Below are 20,142 nucleotides of genomic sequence, written 5' to 3'. Positions count from 1 at the left end.
TCCCATTTACTGTCAGGAAACGTCATGTCATTGAACGCCTCTCACCCGCTGGACACTGTGCCGGGCACTGAGCCCGATGTGCTTGATGGTCTGCTCGGTATTCAGCCGGGCTCGACGCTTCACACCGTTCGCCATGCCCGCGACAAGGTCGCCTCCGCCACCCAAGGCAGTCAGGATTTGTTTTTTGCCCCCGAACTTCCGGGCAATCTGTCGCTGACCGAACGCCTGTGGGTGGCTTATTACGCCGCCCATTTGACCCCGCACCCGAGGCTGGCGGCGCACTATCTGGCGCAGTTGCACGCGCAGGGTGTGGACGCGTTGAGCGTGGCGAGCGTTGACTCCGGTTCGCTGGATGAACTGAGCGACCCTCGATTGCGCGGCATTCTGGAATTCACCCGCACATTGATCGAGTCGCCAGTGCATGGCGATCAGGCGGCGGTGCAGGCGCTGCATAATGTCGGGCTGGGCACTGAGGAAATCGTCGTGCTGGCGCAGCTGGTTGCGTTCATGTCCTATCAAGTGCGTCTGGCCGCAGGGCTGGGTGCACTGCTTTCTGCTGGAGAAGCGTGATGAGCGAGCCGATTCGCGACAATGGATTCACCAACGAGGTACTGGGCTGGAAGGCCTGGCTGCCGACGGTTGATCTGAACAGCGCCACCCCCGAGCAGATCGCGGTGCTCGAAGAGAGCCATCCCCAGGCGAAGACCTCGGACTATTACCTGACCCTGGCCCATCACCCGGACATTCTTCGCCAGCGTTCCCAGGCCTTCAACGCCATCATGTACGCACCCGGCGGGCTGTCCCGAGCCGAGCGTGAACTGGCGAGCACCGTGGTTTCGTGCGTCAACCGCTGCGTGTACTGCGCCTCGGTGCATGCTCAGCGGTTTGAGCAGTTGGCCAAGCGCAACGACGTGATCCGCGAGGTCTTCGCCGACCCTGCCACGGCGGGCACCAATGCACGGGAAAAAGCCATCGTGCGCTTTGCGATAGACCTGACGCTGGCCCCGGCCTCCATCGATGCCAGCCACATCAAAGCGCTGCGTGAGCAGGGCCTGGACGATGGGCAGGTGCTCGATTTGATCCACGCGATCTCGATTTTCGCCTGGGCCAACCGCCTGATGCTGAATCTGGGTGAGCCGGTGTTTCCGGCGGATTAACGCTGATAGATGGATGCGGCTGTTGGTGTGGGGTGGCGCTCTGCCCCCTCGCTGTCGTTCAGCAAACGCATGACCTGTAGGAGCGCGCTTGCCCGCGAACGGGCGGTACATCCGACTGATTTTTATCGTCTGTACCGACGTCTTCGCGGGCAAGCCACGCTCCTACAATGGATCTTCGCCCAACCGGATGATCCCGGTGAACGCAATGGATCTTCGCCCAACCGGGTAATCGCGGTGAACGCAATGGATCTTCGCCCAACCGGGTAATCGCGGTGAACGCAATGGATCTTCGCCCAACCGGATAGTCCCGGTGAACGCATGACCTGTAGGAGCGTGGCTTGCCCGCGAATGGGCGGTACATCCGACGCATATTTATCGTCTGTACCGACGTCTTCGCGGGCAAGCGCGCTCCTACAATGGATCGTGGCAACCGCCGGGAATCTGCGGCGTACGCATAACCCGTAGGAGCGTGGCTTGCCCGCGAATGGGCGGTACATTCGACGGATTTTTATCGTCTGTACCGACGTCTTCGCGGGCAAGCCACGCTCCTACAATGGATCTTCGCCCGACCGGATGATCTCGGTGAACGCAATGGATCTTCGCCCAACCGGATGATCCCGGTGAACGCAATGGATCTTCGCCCAACCGGATGATCCCGGTGAACGCAATGGATCTTCGCCCAACCGGATGATCCCGGTGAATGCAATGGATCTTCGCCCAACCAGATAGTCCCGGTGAGCGCAATGGATCTTCGCCCAACCGGGTAATCGCGGTGAACGCATAACCCGTTGGAGCGTGGCTTGCCCGCGAATGGGCGGTACATCCGACGCATATTTATCGTCTGCACTGACGTCTTCGCGGGCAAGCGCGCTCCTACAATGGATCGTGGCAACCGCCGGGAATCTGCGGCGTACGCAGCTCCCATTCCCGGCTGAAGCCGGTCCTACGGGGGATATGCGGTCCCACCTAGTCATGTGCTGCATCAGTGGGACCGGTCCCGCTGGGCGTGCGAAAAAAACGGCCTCCATTGCGGAGGCCGTTTTTGTGTTGCCGCGATCAATCAGGCAACCAGGTCAGTCACGTGCAGCTCCTTGACGCCGACCAGCTGGATTTCGAAGTCCGGGGTCGCGTCGGCGTTGATGCTGCCGTAGAGAATCCCGTCAGCGAAGCGTATTTGCCCGGTCGCATCGTTGCTGTCAAAGGCGTTGCTGCCGATGAAGGTAAACGCGTCGATCCCCGGGGTCTGCGGGTTGGCGTCCAGGGCGCTGAAGTCGAGCAGGTCGCCTTCGGCGCTTTTGAAGCCAGTGATGACGTCACGCAGGGCGCCGACGCCCATGTCGGCGACAGAATCGAACACATAGGTGTCCGCCCCGGTGCCGCCGGTGAGCGAATCGGTGCCTGCGCCGCCGATCAAACGGTCGTTGCCCGAGCCGCCGATCAGCGTGTCGTTGCCGGCACCGCCGTTGAGCACGTTGGCGCCGCTGTTGCCGGTCAGGCTGTCGGCGAAGGCGCTGCCGATCAGGTTCTCGATGCTCTTCAGCGTGTCCAGGCCTGAGCCGCCAGTGTTTTGCTGCGCAGACGTCGAAAGCGTGGCGGTGATGCCGGCTTGCGCGCCATAGTAGGACACCGTGTCATTGCCGTCGCGCCCGTCCAGCACGTTGTTGCCGCTGCCGGCGAACAGCATATTGTCCAGCCCGTTACCGATGCCATTGGCCGCCTCAATGCTGTCGATGTACAGGTTTTCGACGTTGCTGCCCAGGGTGAACGTCGCCAGGGTGCTGTGCACGCTGTCGATGCCCCCCGAGACGCGATCGGCGTTGCTTTCAATCACGCTGTCGCCGCTGTTGTCGACGTAGTAAGTGTCGTTGCCGTTGCCGCCACTCATGCTGTCGGCACCGCCTGCGCCATCGATGACGTTGGCCGCCGCGTTGCCGGTGATGAAGTTGCGCAGCTCGTTGCCGTTGCCGTCGATGGCCGACACACCGGTGAGCACCAGGTTTTCCAGATTCGCGCCGAGGGTCCAGCTGACCGACGCCTGCACGGTGTCGATCTGCGACGGTGAGTCGCTGCTCTCGGTGATGCTGTCGAAGGCGTTGTCGACGATGTAAATGTCATTGCCGTCGCCGCCCGTCATGCTGTCGGCGCCAAGGTCGCCGTCCAGCGTGTCGTTGCCGGCCGATCCCACCAGGGTGTCGTCCTGATCGGTGCCGAAGATCAGGCCGCCTTCGTTTTGCGCGCCGTCGAAGATCGCCTGCACGCTGTTGTTGTCGCTCGGGTCCCCTTTGAAGCCCAGGTCGTCGGCGATGTAGTCGGCCAGACGCTGACCGACGATCTCGGCGGACTCTTCGTGCAAGTGCCAGACGTCATCGGGGTAGACCAGCGGGTCGACTTCGTGGCGCAGGGGCAGGTCGGTGTAATCCACCGCGATCTTCACATCGTCACGCTGGGCGGCGATCGCTTCCTGGGTGGCGCGCACATAGCCGACGCCCTCGACGATGCCGGCGATCTTCTCTTCCGAGAAGCCGCGCGCGCGGGCGGCGTCCTGGTCGTAGTGACCGGTTTCCATCATGTACACGTTGAAGTTGCCGAACTGCGCGTGCAGGTAATCGAACACCGACAAGGTCGCTGCCTTGTACGCCGCCGCAGCGGCGTCCTTGTCCGAAGCGCGGGCGATTTCCTGCGCCGCTTCCTCGCCCTGGCCCCAGATGATGCCCATGGTCACGTTATCAACCGCTTTCAGCTCGGTGAGCTGGTCGTTCAACAAGGCCACGGCGCGCAACAGGGCCGGGCCCGGCTGGTCGGTGTCGGTCAGCCACCAGCACAGTTTCAGTTCTTCGGCGCCGAGGGTCGACATGCCGTTGACCGTGCTGCCGCCCACCGCGATGTCGATGCCATTGCCGTCGGCGTCGTTGAACTGGCTGCGCACATCATAGGTGGTGTACTTGCTCAGGCCGTCCACCAGCATCGTGGTGCCGGACTGGCTGTCGTCTTCGGTCATGCGCAGCAGACGCGCGTTGGATTGACCGAGGGTCGGCAGGAACAGGATGTCCTGGTCGGCCCGCGAGCCGAACACGAAATCGTCGGCCGTAAGGGTGTTCATGTAGTTGCCGCTCAGGGCGATCTCGAAGCGATGACCGTCAGCGTCAGGCACGCTGGATTTGATGTAGGTCTTGTCGCCAGCCGCGTTGAGGCTCAGGTACAGCGTGCCGTTGCTGCCGTCGCCCAGGCCGAGGAAGCCGAGGGCGGACACGTCGATCTTGTCCACGCCGTGGGTGAAGTCGTAGATCGTGTCGGTCGCCGTGACGCCGCCAGTGTTGTAGTCGCGGTAGCTGTCCTGGACGCTGGTGTAGCGGAACGTGTCGGCACCGTCGCCGCCGTACAGCGAGTCGCGGCCTGCACCGCCGTCGATGATATCCGCGCCTGCACCGGCACGAATGGTGTCGTTGCCGCCCAGGCCGAGGATCAGGTCGGCGCCTGGCGTGCCGGCGATGGTTTCGCCATTGGCCGTACCGGTGATGGTGCTGGCCGGCGCATCGGCCACGGCCAGGGCAAAGCTGTCACTGACCGACGCGCCCGACGGGTCGGTCGCCTTGATCAAGAGCGTGTAGTTGCCGGAGGCGGTGCTGGTCGGCGTGCCGCTGAAGGTCAGGCGGGTGCTTTCGAAGCTGAGCCAGTCGGGCAGGGCGCTGCCATCGGCCAGGGTCGCGGTGTAGGTCAGCGTGTCGTTGTTGCCGTCGGAGAAGCTGTTGCTGGTGACCGCGTAGGTAAAGGGCGAGTTTTCCGTCGCGTTCTGGTCCAGCAGCGGGATCGCCACCACCGGCGCCACGTTGCTCGGCACATTCTGGCTGGCGAAGACGAAATGGCTGGCGTTCAGGCTGCCGGCCAGATTACCCGCCAGGGACAGTTCAAAACGGTTGCCGCTGGCGTCCGCCACATTGTCTTTGACGTAGGTGCGGTTGCTACTGGCGTTGTAAGTCACCTGCAGCGTGCCGTTGAGGCCGTTGCCCAGACCGCTGTAGCCCAGGCCCGAGACATCGATCTTGTCGGCGGCGACATCGAAATCGAGAATCTGATCGCTGGCGCTGGTGGTCGCCGTGCGGTAGCTGTCCTGGGTGGAGGTGAAGCGGAACACATCCGCCCCCGCGCCGCCGGTGAGTTTGTCGGCACCCGCGCCTCCGATGAGAATGTCGTTGCCGTCGCCGCCGTTCAGGGTGTCATTGCCCGCGCCGCCGAAGAGCTGATCGTTGCCGGTGGTGCCGTTCAGCGTGTCATAGCCCGGCGTGCCATTGATCACGCCCGGCGTCACTGGCACGTCCTGCACGGCGAGGGTGAAGCTGTCGCTGACGGTGGCGTTGCTGGCGTCGCTCGCGGTGATCTTGATTGCGTAGGTGCCCGACGCGGTGTCGCCCGGGGTGCCGCTGAAGGTGCGGGTTGCCGCGTCGAAAATCAGCCAGGTCGGCAGGGCGGTGCCGTCGGCCAGGGTCGCGGTGTAGCTCAGGGTGTCGTTGTCCGGATCGGTGAAGCTGGTGCCGGGCACGACGTAGCTGAACGGCGTGTTCTCGGTGGCGTTCTGATCCAGCAGCGGGTTGGCAACCACCGGCGTCTGATTCGCCGTCGGGGCGGTGGCGAACACGAAGTTGGCGCTGGTCAGTTTGTCGAGGTAGTTACCCACCAGCGCGACTTCGAAGCGGTTGCCTTCGGCATCGGCGGTCAGCGACTTGATGTAGGTCTTGTCGCCGGCGTCGTTGAGCACCGCATACACGGTGTTGTTCATGCCGTCGGCAAGGCCGGTGAAACCCAGTTTGGAGAGGTCGATCTTGTCGGCGGTGACGTCGAAATCAGTGATCACGTCACCCAGATTCGCGCCGCCGGCGTTGTAGTTGCGGTAGCTGTCGGTGCGGCTGGAGAATACGAAGGTGTCAGCGCCGGCGCCGCCGCTCAGGGTGTCCTGTCCGGCGCCGCCGTCGAGACGATCGTCACCGGCGCCGCCCGCCAGGCTGTCGTTGCCAGCCAGGCCCAGCAGCGTGTCGGCCGAGTCAGTGCCCTGCAGCGAGTCGTTGCCCGTGGTGCCGGTGAGGGTGCGGTTGAAGATGAAGTTGTCGGCGGTCAGCGCGCTGACCAGATTGCCGGCCAGGATCAGCTCGAAGCGATTGCCGTTGGCGTCTGCATCGTAGTCCTTGATGTAGGTGCGGTCGTTGCTGGCGCTGTAGCTGACCTGCAGGGTGCCGCCACGGCCGTTGCCCAGCCCGGTGAAGCCGAGGCCGGCGAGGTCGATCTTGTCCTGGGTCGGGTCGAAGTCGGTGATGGTGTCGTCGAAGCTGGTGGTCGCGGTGCGATAGCTGTCGGATTCGCTGGTGAAGCGGAAAATGTCCGCGCCCGCGCCGCCGGTCAGCTTGTCGATCCCGGCGCCGCCGACGAGGATGTCGCTGCCGCCACCGCCGTTAAGGGTGTCATTGCCCGCGCCGGCATAGAAGATCTCGTTGGCGTCGCTGCCCGGCAGGGTGTCGTTGCCGTCGGTGCCCTGAACCGCCACCACTGGCACGGTCGCGCTGACGTAGCTGCCATCGCCATACAACAGGGTGTCGCCCTTGGTGGTGTGGCTGATGGTGTTGCCGATGATGCTGTTGCGGTCGGTGCCGTCTTCGTTGCGCTCGGCGACGCCATAGGTCGACAGCGCACTGCCGTTGATGGTATTGCCCTGAACGGTGTTGTCGCTGCCGTTGTAGTACTTGCCGGAAACGCCCTTGGTGTCGTCGTAGGACTGGATGATGATTTCCGGTACGCCGCCGCCCAGCGAGTTGTTGCTCAAGGTGTTGTTGATGACGTCGACGTTGTTGCTGCCGTAGATGCGCACGCCGGCGCTGGCGTTGTCGTGGATGTCGACACCGGTCATGGTGACCTCGCTGGAGAGCTTGATCAGCACGCCTTCGGCACCGTTGCCATACACCTCACCGCCGGTGATGGTGATGTTGTTCGGTGAAGGGATGTTCTCGCTGCCGCGCTGCACGACGATGCCGCCACCGCCGTTGCCGTAGGCGACGTTGTTGCTGAGGGTGAAATCGTGGCTGCTGGTGACCACGTTGAAGCCGTGGCGATCGTTGTCGTAGGCGATGTTGTTTTCGAAGGTGCTGTCGCTGAGGAAGTCAGCGACGAAGCCGTCCAGGCCGTTGCCATGGGACACGCTGTTCTTGATGACCATGTTCACGGTCTGTTCGTGAGGGTCGAAGCCGTAACCGGAGCAGTCCTTGATCTCCACGCCGTCGAGGGTGACGTTGGAGTCGTAGCCTTCTTTGCCGGGGATGAAGCCGTTGAACCAGCCATCGATCTTGCCGGTGGTGTTGTCGCGGTTGCCGTCGATGGTCAGGTTGCTCAGCCCGAAGTCGTGGGTCTCTTCGCCGTAGGCAGAGCGGATGACACCGGTAATTTTCGTGTCGGAGCCGTCTGCGACCTTGATGTTGGAGACGCCCATGCCATCGCCGTACATGTAGACATTGCTCTTGAGCATGAGGCAGCCGTCGGAAGGCTCCTCGCCGCCTGACACGATGTAGGTCCCGGGGGGTACATAGACTTGTCCTCCGCCAGCCGCCGCAGCTGCATCAATCGCTTGCTGGATGGCTGCGGTGTCGTCAGAAACGCCATCTCCTTTGGCGCCAAAATTTTGGACATTAAAAATCATGTACTTATCTCCGGTCACAGGCTGAGGTCACGCTGAGTGCCAATTTCCAATCGGCACTGCAGCAGGTATGACCTACCTGAACGGAAAAGTTGTCGCCGTATGTCGGGAAACCGTCGTTTTGTGACGGTCGGCACATTTGGCTCGTTATATGTGTCACGCAATTGACGTTTAAGGGGGTGTGCTTTTTTGGCACTTTCGCAGGCGGGGGGTGGATCGGAGGGGGATGCACGCGCAATCCTGCGGTGAGAATACCGACGTCTTCCCGGCTAAAGCCAGTCCCACGAAGTTCGCGTTCAGCCAGTCCCATCTGGATGCATGCGATGCTTTTTAGTAGGACCAGCTTCAGCCGGGAAGGGGCCAGTGTGTGCGCCGCAAATTATGCGGCGTGACTGCCGACGCCTTCCCGGCTAAAGCCGGTCCCACAGGTGATTACGGTCAGTCAGACCGCAGACGGTTAGCAGGGCCCGCTACGCCACTTCGGCCGGGGCGCAGCGCAGGCAGTCGCGGCCTTCGCCTTTGGCCGTATAGAGCGCCTTGTCAGCCATGGCGATGAGCACTTCGGCGCTGGCCTTCGGTGCGCTGGCGATGGCGACGCCGAGGCTGATAGTGACTCTGGCGCCGTCGCCCAGAACCGGGTGAGGCACATTCAGCGCGGCGACCGCCGAGAGCAGGTTTTCCGCCAGCGCCCTGGCTTGGGCCGGGTGGGCGTGGGTCATGAGCACGAGGATTTCTTCGCCGCCGAAGCGGAAAGTGAGGGCGTTGGCCTTCTGCGCGGTTCGCTGAATCACACCGCTGAGTAACCGCAGGCAGGTGTCGCCCTGCATGTGCCCGTAGTTATCGTTGTAGGATTTGAAGTGATCGATGTCCAGCAGGATGACCGCGACGTTCATGGGCGTCTGCGCTGCGCGGCTCCACGCCGAAGCCAGCACCTCGCCCTGAAAGCGCCGGTTGAACAATTGCGTCAGCGAATCGATGCGCGCCAGTTCCACCAACTGCGATTGCAACAACCGTCCGCGCAAAGCAAACAGATAGCTCAAGCGGCTGCCGTGCTCCAGAAACCACGACGCCATCATGAGCAACGCTGAGGTTGAGAAGAACAGCAGCGCATTGGCCTGCCAGATCTGAAAGTCGGCGAAATCAGCTAGGTAAGTGGTCACCAACTGGATAACCAGCATGCAGCCCATGGCCACTGCCGCCGTGCGAACCGGCACCTGCTGGATCACCGTGCAATACACCATGATCAGCAGCATCCCCAACTGATAGTGCAAGCGGAACGGGCTTTCGCTGTAGATCATCGCAATCAGCGGCATCACCGAGCACGTCACGGTGCCGATGGCTGCGGTCGCCTCCACAATACCTCGGGTGCTGGCGCGCCGCGCGATGACCAGGAGCACCATAAAGATTGGCGTCATCAGGCAGATACGGCCCAGCGCCACGTAGGTAAACATGTCGTTCAGGCTGAGCCAGTCACTGACCATGAACAGGTTGTAGATGAGGATGCCGCCAATGCCGACTGCGGTCAGGAACTGGCGACGTTGCTCAAGCGTCTCTGCCTCGTAACGGCGCTCTAGCTCGGCGCTGAAACGCAGACTGCGAAAGCGCGACGCGATGGTGCGATCGACCTCGGCGAGAAGGTGCGCGTCATTGGGGCCAGGTCGATCGAGGACAAAGGAAAGCATGTTGCACCAAGAGGGTGGGTTACCGGACTATGACATCACGAGTGATATCTTAGTGCCATCATTTCGTCGGAGCGCTGATTTCGCAAGGGCTGACCGATCAACCGTCAGTTTTGCGATGAACAGCGCTCCGGCTTGCCTCAGATACGGAAGCTGCCCACCAGCTGCGTCAAGCGCGCCGACTGGCGTTCCAGGTCGGAACAGGCACGCAACGTGGCTTGCAGGTTTTCCACGCCCTCCTGGTTCAGCGTGTTGATTTCAGTGATGTCGACATTGATCGCTTCGACCACCGAGGTCTGTTCCTCGGTGGCGGTGGCGACCGACTGGTTCATCGCGTCGATCTCGCCGATCCGCACGGTTACGCTTTCCAGGCTGGTGCCGGCCTGATTGGCGATGCTCACGCTTTCATGGCTCTCGCGCTGGCTGTCATTCATGATCGCCACCGCCTCACGGGCACCGTGCTGCAGTTCCTCGATCATTTTCTGAACCTGGCTGGCCGACTCCTGAGTGCGGTGAGCGAGGCTGCGGACCTCGTCGGCCACCACGGCAAAACCGCGCCCGGCTTCCCCGGCGCGCGCCGCTTCGATGGCCGCGTTGAGTGCCAGCAAGTTGGTCTGCTGGGAGATGCCGGTGATGACTTCTAGAATCTGCCCGATGTTGGCGGTCTTGGTGTTGAGCTGTTCGATCTGCTCGCTGGCGCCGCTGATGCGCGTCGACAAACGGTTCATCGCCTGAATGTTCTGACCGACCACGGCCTGGCCGTTGGACGCCAGATTGCGGGCGTCGCTGGAATGCCCCGAGGCCATGGCGGCGTTCTGCGCAATTTCCTGCGCGGCTGCGCCCAGTTCGTTGATGGCCGCCGCCACACTGCTGGTGCGGTTGGCTTGCTGGTCAGAGTTGAGCATAGACGAGTTCGAGGCACTGACCACTCGCAGCGCGACTTCGTTGAGCTGCACGGTGGAGGAGGCCACTTCGCGCATCGAGTCATGGATCCGCTCCACGAACAGGTTGAAGCCGTTGCCCAGGTAACCGAACTCGTCCTGGCTGAGGATTTCCAGGCGTTTGGTCAGATCGCCTTCACCGGCCGCGATGTCGTGCATGGCGCGGCCCATGGTGTTCAGCGGACGCATCAGCACGTTGAGCAGCACGCCCAGCAGCAGAATGATCAGCACCACGGCAATGATCGTTGCAACGATCGCCGAGTTGCGGAAATCACCCAAGGCGGCGTAGGCCTCGGCTTTATCGACCGCGATGCCGACGTACCAGTTGACCGACGGCAGGCCGTCAACGTGAGCAAAGGTGACGACTTCGGTCTTGCCAGCGTGCTCGCTCTCGCTGACGTCATCGGACAACCGCGGCGTGCCGTTCGGGTAGACCTCGGCCAGGGTCTTCATCACCAGCGAGGTGTCCGGATGCACGAGGATGCGGCCGTTGGCGTCGACCAGGAAGGCATGACCGTCGTTCTGCAGGCGCAGCGCGCTGATCATCTTCACCAGCACTTCCAGGCTCAGGTCGCCGCCCGCGACGCCAGCGACGCCCGAAGGGCTTTTGACCGGCGTGGCGATCGTCACGATCAGGCCCTTGGTCACGGCGTCCAGGTACGGCTCGGTCAGGGTGGTCTTGCCGGCCTTCAGCGCATCGGTGTACCAGGGGCGGGTGCGCGGGTCGTAATCGCCGGGCATGTCGTCCGGCGGTTGCGTCACGAACGAGCCATCGGCCTTGCCCAGGTAGATGCTCATGAATGTCGAGATCAGCGTTGGCTGACCGAGCAGGCGGTTGAACACTTCAGGCGAGGGCGAGACGGCGGCCCCCTCGGCGACGTTTTCCACCAGCAGGATGCGTCCGGACATCCAGTTCTGGATATTACCGGCCGTACTCTCGCCCATCTGGTTCAGACTTTCCCTTAACTGATCCCGGATCGCAGTGCGTTGCAGATAATCGTTGTAGAGGGTGAACAAAGTAAATGCAGCGATTACCACCAGCGAGGCCGCCAGCAGAATTTTGTGGCTGAATTTCAGGGATTTGGTCATGCCGTAGAGCCTTCAAGCGATTGCAGGGAAAGGATTGCAGTCTGTCTGCCGGTCTATCGGCGGGCGGTGCGATAGATGAATGCCTTCCTGCGTAAACAGGCCTCTGTTTGACTGGAATCTGACCATCGGTCGTTGATCTGCGCACGGCGCGTCATGTAAGGGTGGTAGTCAAGCGGTGTGCAAGGCGAGGATGAGTGGCTTGGCGAGTGTGGCTACCAGCTTGCAGCACGATCGGCATGGCCACGGCGCGTCGTCGAGCAGGCAGAGCTTCGAGGGTGGGCCCTGGCAAGCGTCGGTGACTGATCAAAATAGTTGAGGCTCAGTGGCGCAAATATCCGCTTTTCCACCGCCTGTTTACGATCAACACTTTGGTCACGTCACCGCTGACGTACTACCCGTCTTTAAGGATCGACCATGAGCCTCTCGCCATTCCACCTCGCCATTCCCGTCTATGACCTCGCCGCCGCGCGCCACTTCTACGGCGACGTATTCGGTCTTTCCGAAGGCCGCTCCAGCGAGCAATGGGTCGACTTCGATTTCTACGGCCATCAACTGGTCATCCACGAGCACCCGAAAACCACTTCCCAGGAATCCGTGCATTCCAACGCGGTGGATGGCCACGATGTGCCCGTCCCGCACTTCGGCATCATTTTGCACTGGGCGGAATGGGAAGCGCTGGCGCAGCGGCTGCGAGCCCGCGAAACGAAGTTTGTGATCGAACCCTACATTCGCTTTCAGGGCCAGGTCGGCGAGCAGGCGACCATGTTCCTGTTCGACCCGTGCGGCAACGCGCTGGAATTCAAGGCGTTCAAGGACATGAGCCAGGTATTCGCGAAGTAACCCGGTTTTTACAGGCAATCTCGGGCAAGCGCGCGCCTGCATTGTTTAGCGCCTGGCGCCGCCGCGCGAGGCTACATTGTCTTGGGCCTGGCGCCGCAGTTCTCAATCCGTAGGAGCCGGCTTGGTGGCGAACGCAATATGCCAGTCGCCGATGATGTTTTTGACCCAATGTATTCGCCAGCAAACCGGTGCCGACGGGTAATGGGCTGGTGCGGCCTTTGGATTCAACACAGCCCACTTGTAGGAGCGCGCTCGCCCGCGACGGGGAATATCAGCCACTGGATGCGTTGACTGACCCACCGCAATCGCGGGCAAGCGCGCTCCTACAGCGTTCTGCGCCTGACGCCGCCGCGCGAGGCTACATTGTCTTGGGCCTGGCGCCGTAGTTCTCAATCCGTAGGAGCCGCTTGCTGGCGAACGCAATATGCCAGTCGCCGATGATGTTTTTGACCCAATGTATTCGCCAGCAAACCGGTGCCGACGGGTAATGGGCTGGCGCGGCCTTTGGATTCAACACAGCCCACTTGTAGGAGCGCGCTTGCCCGCGACGGGGAATATCAGCCACTGGATGCGTTGACTGACCCACCGCAATCGCGGGCAAGCGCGCTCCTACAGCGTTCTGCGCCTGACGCTGCCACGCGCTCCCGCATTGTTCTGCGCCTGACGCCGCCGCGCGCGACAACGCAGATCTCCCAACGCCGCCCGTTTCGTTTAAGGCGCACTGCGGCCACTTCAACTTCCCTGTCCAGCGGCCGATAAATCGATTCAGCGTCTCTTTAATGATCGGATCGGACTGGAATACTTATGCTCACTGCGATGAACAGGATGCTGGAAAACATCAGCGTCAGATCCAAGCTGTCACTGGGCTTTGGCGCAGTGCTGGTGTTGACCCTATTGATAGCGCTGGCAGGTTGGTCCGGGATTGGCGGACTGAGTGAAAGGGGAGACCGGATTCTCGACATCGCAAAACTCAATGATCTGACGCGGGACATGCGCATCGCGCGGCTGTCCTACACGCTCAACTACGATGCAGAGCACGCCGCTGTGGTGGTCAAGGCGCTGGACGACCTTGACAGTCACCTGGCGTACTGCCGCGACAATTTCGATTCGGCGCTGAATATTCCGCATATTCAGTCGGCGACGGAGTCGGTCAAGCGTTACCGCGCGCACTTCAGCGATTACGTTCAATCGGTGCAGAAGCGCGAAGCCTCTCGTGGGGTTTTCGGCAGCAATGCGGATGCCGCAGTGGAGCAATTGCAGAAAATGGAAGCGGCTATTGCGGCGAACGCAGACGCTGTGCAGACCGCTGCGGTGGTGAAAGCGCAGGCCATGGTGGAACAGGCGCGCTTTCAATTGCGCGGCTACACCTACAGCCTGAAGCCCGAGCTTGAAGCACCGGCCAAAAAGGCGATTGCTGACGCCCGTGCGTACACCACGGTGCTTGCCCAGGCGCTGCCTGCGGCACAAAACGATGCCATCCAGCGTCTGGGTTCGGCCCTCGACGCCTATCTGTTGACGGTAAGCCAGTTCAGTGAGGCTCAGGCGGGAGCTGCCAAGGCCCAACTGGGCCTGAACGATGACATCGCCGGTCTGTTTGCCGCGAGTAATGCGCTGGCAAAGAACCAGGCGGTACTGCGCGGCGAAGACGTGGACGATGCCCGCAACCTGTTGGGTGGCGCGACGCTGGGAGCATTGCTGCTGGGCATTCTTGCGGCCTGGCTGATCACTCGCTTGATTGTCCTGCCCCTGATAGACGCATTGCGCACCGCCGAGCAGGTGGCCGGTGGCGACCTGACCAATGCCCGTGTAGTGACGCGCAACGACGAACTGGGCATGTTGCAACGCAGCATGGCGCGGATGACGGTCAACCTGCGCGAACTGATTGCCGGACTGCGCAATGGCGTGACACAGATCGCCAGCGCCGCCGAGGAGTTGTCAGCGATCACCGAGCAAACCAGTGCGGGCGTCAACAGCCAGAAAATCGAGACCGATCAGGTGGCAACGGCAATGAACGAGATGGCCGCTACCGTGCAGGAAGTTGCCCGCAACGCGGAAAGCGCTTCCGAGGCCGCAGCCACTGCCACCCGTGAGGCCCGTGACGGCGACGAGGTGGTGCGTCAGGCCATCAACCAGATCGAGCGCCTGGCCACCGAAGTCGTTAACTCGACGGTGGCAATGGCGGACCTGAAAACCGAGAGTGGCAAGATTGGCAGCGTCCTCGACGTCATCAAGTCGGTCGCTCAGCAGACCAACCTGCTGGCGCTGAACGCCGCCATCGAGGCTGCGCGGGCGGGCGAGGCGGGAAGGGGCTTTGCGGTAGTCGCTGATGAGGTGCGCAGCCTGGCCCAGCGCACACAGTCTTCCACTGAAGAAATCGAGCAACTGATCACCGGTCTGCAAAGCGGCACGCAGCAGGTGGCAGGGATCCTCGAAAACAGCCGCGTGTTGACCGACAGCAGTGTTGAGCTGAGCCGTCGCGCCGGGGTGTCCCTGGGTGGCATCACCCGCTCGGTGTTGTCCATCGAGTCGATGAACCACCAGATCGCCGCTGCCGCTGAAGAACAAAGCGCTGTCGCCGAAGAAATAAACCGCAGCGTGATCAGCGTTCGCGAAGTCTCCGAGCAAACCTCGGCAGCCAGCGAACAAACGGCAGCTTCCAGCGTTGAACTCGCGCGGTTGGGCGTGCACCTGCAGACGCTGGTCGGAAAATTCAAGGTGTGAGCGCATGACGCGCGCTCCCGTGACAGGCGTCAGCGTCGGTGGGGGAGTGCGTCCACAACGCAGCTTCTGAACAATTCCCGCAGCGGCGTGTGCCGCTGCAGGTATTTGCTGACCAGCACGATCTCGCGGAAAAACGTCATCTCACCCAATTCAATGACCCGCACGTCCTCCGCATGCTCCAGCCACAAGCCTGCCATGGGCACCAGCGCTACACCCAACCCGGCGCGGACCATCTTGACGATGGCGTCCAGCTCGTCGAGCTCCAGGGTTTGCCGCACCTCAAGCTTGCGTTCGCGCAGAAACTGCGACACCCGGCGACCGCCGAAGGAGCGTTGATCGTAGCGAATGAAGGGGTTGTCGCTGAGGATCTGCCGTGGGTCGTCGCCTTGCATGCCAGACGGCGTGATCAGCACGAACGGCTCTCTGGCGATGACCTCCGCATGCAGCTCCTTGGGCAGGGCGAATGGCGGCTTGATCATGATCGCCAGGTCGAGCTCGCCGGCGTCCACCTGACTGAGCAGGTTCAGCGACACCCCCGGCACCAGACTGGCTTCGATGAAGGGCGCCTTGCTGCGCAGCGCCACCAGGGCCTGGGGCAGAATGCCAGTCTGAGCGGTGCTGATGGCGCCGATGCGCAGCGAACCCCGAAAGTCGTTGGCGCTGTCCGGGCTGCCCATGCGCCCGAACAGCTGCAGCATTTCTTCGGCCAGTGCCACGGCGCGCTGTCCGGCGGCATTCAACGTGGCGGCGCGACCGGTGCGGTCAAACAGGGTGACGCCCAGGGTGTCTTCGAGGTTCTTGATCTGCGCGCTGACCGCCGATTGGGTCAGCCCGACCTCGCGTCCCGCCGCCGCGAAGGTGCCTCGGCGCGCCACGCAGACGAAGGTTTTCAACTCTCTGATCATCGTCAGGTCCTGGGAGGGGAATTCAAATCGGCCAGGGCGCATCAAGCGGCCGGCAGCGGATAGTAACCAGTGCCGCCGACAAATAAAAATGCCGCCTCAATGGGCGGCATTCTTTATCGCGGGACGCTTAACGGTAGCGTTCCAGCCAGTGCGCGTAGGGCGCAGGCAGGGTCCACGCGGCGTTGTCGACGCCCAGCTCCTTGGCGGCGAAATACGCCCAATGCGGATCCGCCAGGTGCGCACGGCCGATCGACACCAGGTCCAGCTGACCGTTCTGCACAGCGGCCTGAGCCAGTTTTGGATCGCCAAAACCCCATGCCGACGTCACCGGGATGCCGGCTTCGCGGCGTACGCGTTCGGCAATCGGGCCCATGAAGGCCGGGCCCCACGGAATGTTGGTTTCCGGGATGGTGAAACCGACGCTGACGCTCAGCAGATCGAGACCGCCGGCCTTGAAGCGGCGCGCCAGTTCGATGGATTCGCTGAGGGTCTGCTCGTCACGGCCGTCGTACTCGATCACGCCGAAGCGCGCGGTCAGCGGCAGGTTTTCCGGCCAGACTTCACGCACGGCGGCGAGGGTTTCCAGCAGGAAGCGGCTGCGGTTGTCGAAGCTGCCACCGTAGGCGTCGGTGCGCTGGTTGGAGTGTTCGGAGAAGAAGCTCTGGCCGAGGTAGCCGTGGGCGAAGTGCAGCTCGATCCACTCAAAGCCGGCTTCACGGGCGCGGCGCGCGGCGTCGACGAAGTCCTGCTTGACCCGGGCGATGTCGTCGAGGGTCATTTCCTGCGGGACTTTCGGCAAATTGGCGCCGAAGGCAATGGGGGAGGGGGCGATGGTCTGCCAGCCGCGGGCGTCATCGGCGGCCATGTGGTCATCGCCTTCCCATGGGCGGTTGGCGCTGGCCTTGCGACCGGCGTGGGCGATCTGGATACCCGGAATCGAACCGGCGGCCTTGATCGCTTTCACGGCAGGAATAAATGCCTGGGCGTGCTCGTCGCTCCAGATACCGGCGCAACCCGGGGTGATGCGGCCTTCAGGGGAGACGGCTGTGGCTTCGACCACCACCAGACCGGCGCCGCCGCGGGCCATGCTGGCGAGGTGAACGTGGTGCCAGTCGTTGATCACACCGTCGTCTGCCGTGTACTGGCACATTGGAGGAATGGCGATGCGGTTACGCAGGGTCACGTCCTTCAGCGTGAAGGGTTCGAACAATGCAGACATGAAAATACTCCTGATGATTGAATTCGCTTGTTCGATAGTATTCGAAATATGGCGAAGGATGAAACCCCCCGCTATGATGCGCGGCATGCGCGCCTTCAAACATCCGTTACCGACCGAACTCACGCTTGAGCGTTTGCTTTACGCTTTAAGTGACCCTGTGCGTCTTGAAATCGTTCGCTGTCTTTCCTCGGTGGCCGAGGCGACCTGCGGTGAGCTCGACGGCGGGCGGCCCAAGTCCAGCATGTCCCATCACTTCCGGGTGCTGCGCGACGCGGGCCTGGTGCACACGCGCAACATCGGCACCACGCACCTGAATTCACTGCGCACTGACGAGCTGGATATCCGCTTCCCTGGCTTGCTGCGGTGCATTCTGGCGCAGGCCTGAACCGGCGTTTTCAGACGCACGGGGCAGTCCGTTGCACAGCCTCGGCGCACACAAAAATGGCCCGATCTAGCGATCGGGCCATTTGTTTGCGGGCTTGAAACTGACGCTTAGACGGCGGTAACGATCTTCGCAACCGGTTGGGTACGACGACCCATTGCACCGGCACCTGCCGCGACCAGGGCGGAAACCACCAGGGTGATCAGCAGAATCCAGGCGGCGCGGGAAATGTTTTTCGCCGCGACGTCAGCCGCTTCACGGGCCTTCTGTTCGGCTTGGGCTTTCAGCTCCTGATACTTGGCGTACGCCTGACGGTAGCTGGCCTGGGCCTGATCGACGATCTGGTTGGCTTCGGCGTCTGTCTTGTTGCCACGGGCCTTGATCAGGTTGACGAACGCCTGACGGTCAGCCGCATCCCACGCCTGATCACCTTTGGCTTTCAGACGGTCCAGCAAGCCGCTCAATTGCTCGTCGGCCTGTTGCGGATCTTGCGCGCTGCGTTGTGCGGTGTTTTTCGCGTCTTGCTGGGTAGTCGCGACGTCCTGCTTGACCGTGTTCGGGTCCAGCTCAGGCTTGCCGGTCTGACGCATGGCTTGTTCGATCTCACCCTGAATGTCGTTCAGATTGAAGTCGATGCCCTGGGCACGCAGCTGCTCTTGGATCTGGCCACCAACGGCCGGAGCAACTTGCGCGATACCGCTGCCCACTGCCGACAGGCCGCTGCCCGCCAGGTTCAGACCGCCGCGCACGACGCCGGTTACGGCGCTGGACACCAGATACACGCTGATCAGCGAAACGCTGGCCCAGACCAGGATGCCGTGGAACGCGCCTTCGCGATGGGCCAACCGGCCAGCGGCCCAGCCCCCGACGAACAGGGAAATGACCATACTCACACCCAACCAGATGCCGGTGCCTTTGCCCATGCCCGCCAGCGGGTCAGCTTCTTGCAGCGGATCGATGCTCGCGGTGCCGATGGCGGTGCCCAGCAAGCTGAGCATCAGCGATACGACCAGAGCGAGTACCACACCGGCCAGGATGGCGCCCCAGGAAATACGTTTGAGCAAGGGGGCAACAGCAGTCCCCCGGTAGACAGGATCGTCGTAGCCGGCAGGTGTCACTCGGTCATCGCGAATCATAGTGGCAGTTCCTTTGGTCATTGGCAGAACGCAAGAATCGTTGCGCGTACTTCAATGACCCTTGAGCTTTTTAATTAGTTTTATGCCAGTGCCAAATAAAAAGCGGGTAAAACGCCTAAACTTTAAAACCCATGAAAATCAAAGTCCTGCCGTCAGATTAAATGGCGATTAAAGCTAAAACTTAGCGCGATATGACGCCACGCCGGGCACTGTTCCTGGAGAGTTCCTCTCCTCACCGTATTTACTTCCCCCCGAGACACCCTGATGAACAGCCTTACCGCCGATGACCGCACTCAGGTCACTCGCGAAGCCACCGTTGAATACTGGAAACACATCATCCCGATCGTGCAGATCGCGTTCGCGATTCACGTCCTGTTGCTGGGCTTGTTCCTGATCGTGGATCTACCGGTGATGTGGGTCACCAATGCGGCGAGTGTCACGGCCTATATCGCGTGCCTGATGGCGATCAAACGCCGGCTGTATCGGTGCGCCGGCATGCTGATCTGCGTCGAAATCATTGCCCACGCCGCCATCGCCACCTGGGTGCTCGGCTGGGACAGCAACTTTCACCTCTACGTGTTTTGCATCGTTCCCATCATCGCTTTCGGCTTTCACTCCTCGCCGGTGCGCCGAGGATGCCTGAGCGCCGCCGTGCTCATCGTCACGGTGGGCGGGTATCTGCTGCGCAACAAAGTGCCCGTCATCAGCCTCAGCGAAAACGCCCATGACCTGTTTGGCGCAGCCAATGCATTGACCGCCACGGCATTACTGCTGCACGCCACGGCGCTGTCGGTGCGTTTCAACCTGTCGATGCACATGAACCTTTATCACTCTGCCCACCGCGACAGTCTGACCAACCTTTACACCCGGCGGCGGGTGCTGCAGCGCTTGCGTCAGCTGGGCGGGGGCCGCCGCGAGCTCCCCACGGCGCTGGTGCTGATCGACATCGATCATTTCAAGCAAATCAACGACCAGCACGGTCACGACCTTGGCGACGTGGTGCTGCAGCAGGTGGCCGACATCATCGCCAAGTGCGTACGCACCACGGACATCGCCGCGCGCTGGGGCGGCGAGGAATTTCTGGTACTGATGCCCAACACCCCCTTCAAGGACGCCCGGTTGATCGCCGAGCGCATTCTCACGCACATTCGCGAAGAGGCCGGGGAGATCGGGCAGGTGAGCCTGAACCTCACGGCGACCCTCGCGGTGGCCATCCTGAAAGACGGGGAGACGTTCAGGGATGCGCTGAACCGGGCGGATCAGCGTTTGTATGAGGGTAAGCAGGAGGGGCGCAATCGGGTAATGCTGGCGGAGTGAGTGCGCTCGCTTTCATGAATGCCTCCCCATAGACCCGCCGAATGTAAATTCTCTGCAAAGGTCGGGCTCGCGGCTTGTTCCCA

12 protein-coding genes and 2 pseudogenes are annotated in these 20,142 nt (G+C 62.0%); 7 read left to right on the top strand and 7 right to left on the bottom strand.

What is annotated here, in order from left to right; translation table 11 throughout:
- Window positions 1-48 precede the first annotated feature (48 nt).
- Together EC919_RS01530 and EC919_RS01525 are read left to right on the top strand one after the other, a co-directional pair.
- A complete protein-coding gene (locus EC919_RS01530) occupies window positions 49-570 on the top strand; it encodes a CMD domain protein (RefSeq protein WP_432213784.1) in 522 nt (173 codons plus the stop codon).
- Complete coding sequence (locus tag EC919_RS01525) at window positions 570-1,157, top strand: peroxidase-related enzyme (RefSeq protein WP_133770539.1); 588 nt, start codon at window positions 570-572, stop codon at window positions 1,155-1,157. The genes EC919_RS01530 and EC919_RS01525 overlap by 1 nt, the downstream gene beginning before the upstream one ends.
- Window positions 1,158-2,217: 1,060 nt before the next feature.
- Here EC919_RS01525 and EC919_RS01520 read toward each other — a convergent pair.
- From EC919_RS01520 to EC919_RS27730, 4 genes and pseudogenes are all read right to left on the bottom strand, one after another.
- The gene (locus EC919_RS01520; RefSeq protein WP_133770537.1) at window positions 2,218-7,833 is read right to left on the bottom strand and encodes a putative Ig domain-containing protein; all 5,616 of its coding nucleotides are present in this window, start codon (window positions 7,831-7,833) and stop codon (window positions 2,218-2,220) included.
- Between the two features lie 467 nt (window positions 7,834-8,300).
- The gene (locus EC919_RS01515; protein ID WP_133770535.1) at window positions 8,301-9,512 is read right to left on the bottom strand and encodes a GGDEF domain-containing protein; all 1,212 of its coding nucleotides are present in this window, start codon (window positions 9,510-9,512) and stop codon (window positions 8,301-8,303) included.
- A gap of 137 nt (window positions 9,513-9,649) precedes the next feature.
- Window positions 9,650-10,414, bottom strand: a complete 765-nt coding sequence (locus EC919_RS27735; RefSeq protein WP_432213783.1) for a methyl-accepting chemotaxis protein — start codon at window positions 10,412-10,414, stop codon at window positions 9,650-9,652.
- A 90-nt stretch (window positions 10,415-10,504) separates the two neighbouring features.
- Window positions 10,505-11,539 (bottom strand): annotated as a pseudogene (locus EC919_RS27730) (HAMP domain-containing protein); the annotation flags it as partial.
- Window positions 11,540-11,953: 414 nt separating this feature from the next.
- Between EC919_RS27730 and EC919_RS01505 the strand changes: the two are divergent.
- The 3 genes and pseudogenes from EC919_RS01505 (at window position 11,954) to EC919_RS27720 (ending at window position 15,100) form a co-directional block, all read left to right on the top strand.
- The gene (locus EC919_RS01505) at window positions 11,954-12,379 is read left to right on the top strand and encodes a VOC family protein (protein ID WP_133770531.1); all 426 of its coding nucleotides are present in this window, start codon (window positions 11,954-11,956) and stop codon (window positions 12,377-12,379) included.
- Window positions 12,380-13,183: 804 nt separating this feature from the next.
- Window positions 13,184-14,245, top strand: a pseudogene (locus EC919_RS27725) (methyl-accepting chemotaxis protein); the annotation flags it as partial.
- Complete coding sequence (locus EC919_RS27720) at window positions 14,228-15,100, top strand: methyl-accepting chemotaxis protein (protein ID WP_432213782.1); 873 nt, start codon at window positions 14,228-14,230, stop codon at window positions 15,098-15,100. The pseudogene EC919_RS27725 and the gene EC919_RS27720, both read left to right, overlap by 18 nt.
- Window positions 15,101-15,129: 29 nt before the next feature.
- Here EC919_RS27720 and EC919_RS01495 read toward each other — a convergent pair whose 3' ends face one another.
- Both EC919_RS01495 and EC919_RS01490 read right to left on the bottom strand, forming a co-directional pair.
- Complete coding sequence (locus tag EC919_RS01495; RefSeq protein ID WP_133770529.1) at window positions 15,130-16,005, bottom strand: LysR family transcriptional regulator; 876 nt, start codon at window positions 16,003-16,005, stop codon at window positions 15,130-15,132.
- A gap of 127 nt (window positions 16,006-16,132) precedes the next feature.
- Window positions 16,133-17,224, bottom strand: a complete 1,092-nt coding sequence (locus tag EC919_RS01490) for an NADH:flavin oxidoreductase/NADH oxidase (protein WP_133770527.1) — start codon at window positions 17,222-17,224, stop codon at window positions 16,133-16,135.
- An 85-nt stretch (window positions 17,225-17,309) separates the two neighbouring features.
- Between EC919_RS01490 and EC919_RS01485 the strand changes: the two genes are divergently transcribed.
- A complete protein-coding gene (locus tag EC919_RS01485; RefSeq protein ID WP_133770895.1) occupies window positions 17,310-17,609 on the top strand; it encodes an ArsR/SmtB family transcription factor in 300 nt (99 codons plus the stop codon).
- A 107-nt stretch (window positions 17,610-17,716) separates the two neighbouring features.
- Here EC919_RS01485 and EC919_RS01480 read toward each other — a convergent pair whose 3' ends face one another.
- The gene (locus tag EC919_RS01480; protein WP_133770525.1) at window positions 17,717-18,742 is read right to left on the bottom strand and encodes a YrzE family protein; all 1,026 of its coding nucleotides are present in this window, start codon (window positions 18,740-18,742) and stop codon (window positions 17,717-17,719) included.
- Window positions 18,743-19,006: 264 nt separating this feature from the next.
- Here EC919_RS01480 and EC919_RS01475 point away from each other — a divergent pair, with 264 nt between their 5' ends.
- A complete protein-coding gene (locus EC919_RS01475; RefSeq protein ID WP_133770523.1) occupies window positions 19,007-20,059 on the top strand; it encodes a GGDEF domain-containing protein in 1,053 nt (350 codons plus the stop codon).
- The last annotated feature ends 83 nt before the right edge of the window (window positions 20,060-20,142 follow it).

Origin of the sequence: Pseudomonas graminis, assembly GCF_004364335.1 — a bacterium.
GTDB lineage: Bacteria > Pseudomonadota > Gammaproteobacteria > Pseudomonadales > Pseudomonadaceae > Aquipseudomonas > Aquipseudomonas graminis_D.
The sequence above is the reverse complement of the archived record's forward strand: the minus strand, read 5'-3'. Positions and strand labels throughout refer to the sequence as shown.

Bases quoted from the DNA above. Each gene is read 5' to 3' on its own strand.
- EC919_RS01525 (WP_133770539.1), top strand. From the start codon at position 570: ATGAGCGAGCCGATTCGCGACAATGGATTCACCAACGAGGTACTGGGC.
- EC919_RS01520 (WP_133770537.1), bottom strand. From the start codon at position 7,833: ATGATTTTTAATGTCCAAAATTTTGGCGCCAAAGGAGATGGCGTTTCT.
- EC919_RS01515 (WP_133770535.1), bottom strand. From the start codon at position 9,512: ATGCTTTCCTTTGTCCTCGATCGACCTGGCCCCAATGACGCGCACCTT.
- EC919_RS27735 (WP_432213783.1), bottom strand. From the start codon at position 10,414: ATGCTCAACTCTGACCAGCAAGCCAACCGCACCAGCAGTGTGGCGGCG.
- EC919_RS01505 (WP_133770531.1), top strand. From the start codon at position 11,954: ATGAGCCTCTCGCCATTCCACCTCGCCATTCCCGTCTATGACCTCGCC.
- EC919_RS27720 (WP_432213782.1), top strand. From the start codon at position 14,228: ATGGCGCGGATGACGGTCAACCTGCGCGAACTGATTGCCGGACTGCGC.
- EC919_RS01495 (WP_133770529.1), bottom strand. From the start codon at position 16,005: ATGATCAGAGAGTTGAAAACCTTCGTCTGCGTGGCGCGCCGAGGCACC.
- EC919_RS01490 (WP_133770527.1), bottom strand. From the start codon at position 17,224: ATGTCTGCATTGTTCGAACCCTTCACGCTGAAGGACGTGACCCTGCGT.
- EC919_RS01485 (WP_133770895.1), top strand. From the start codon at position 17,310: ATGCGCGCCTTCAAACATCCGTTACCGACCGAACTCACGCTTGAGCGT.
- EC919_RS01480 (WP_133770525.1), bottom strand. From the start codon at position 18,742: ATGATTCGCGATGACCGAGTGACACCTGCCGGCTACGACGATCCTGTC.
- EC919_RS01475 (WP_133770523.1), top strand. From the start codon at position 19,007: ATGAACAGCCTTACCGCCGATGACCGCACTCAGGTCACTCGCGAAGCC.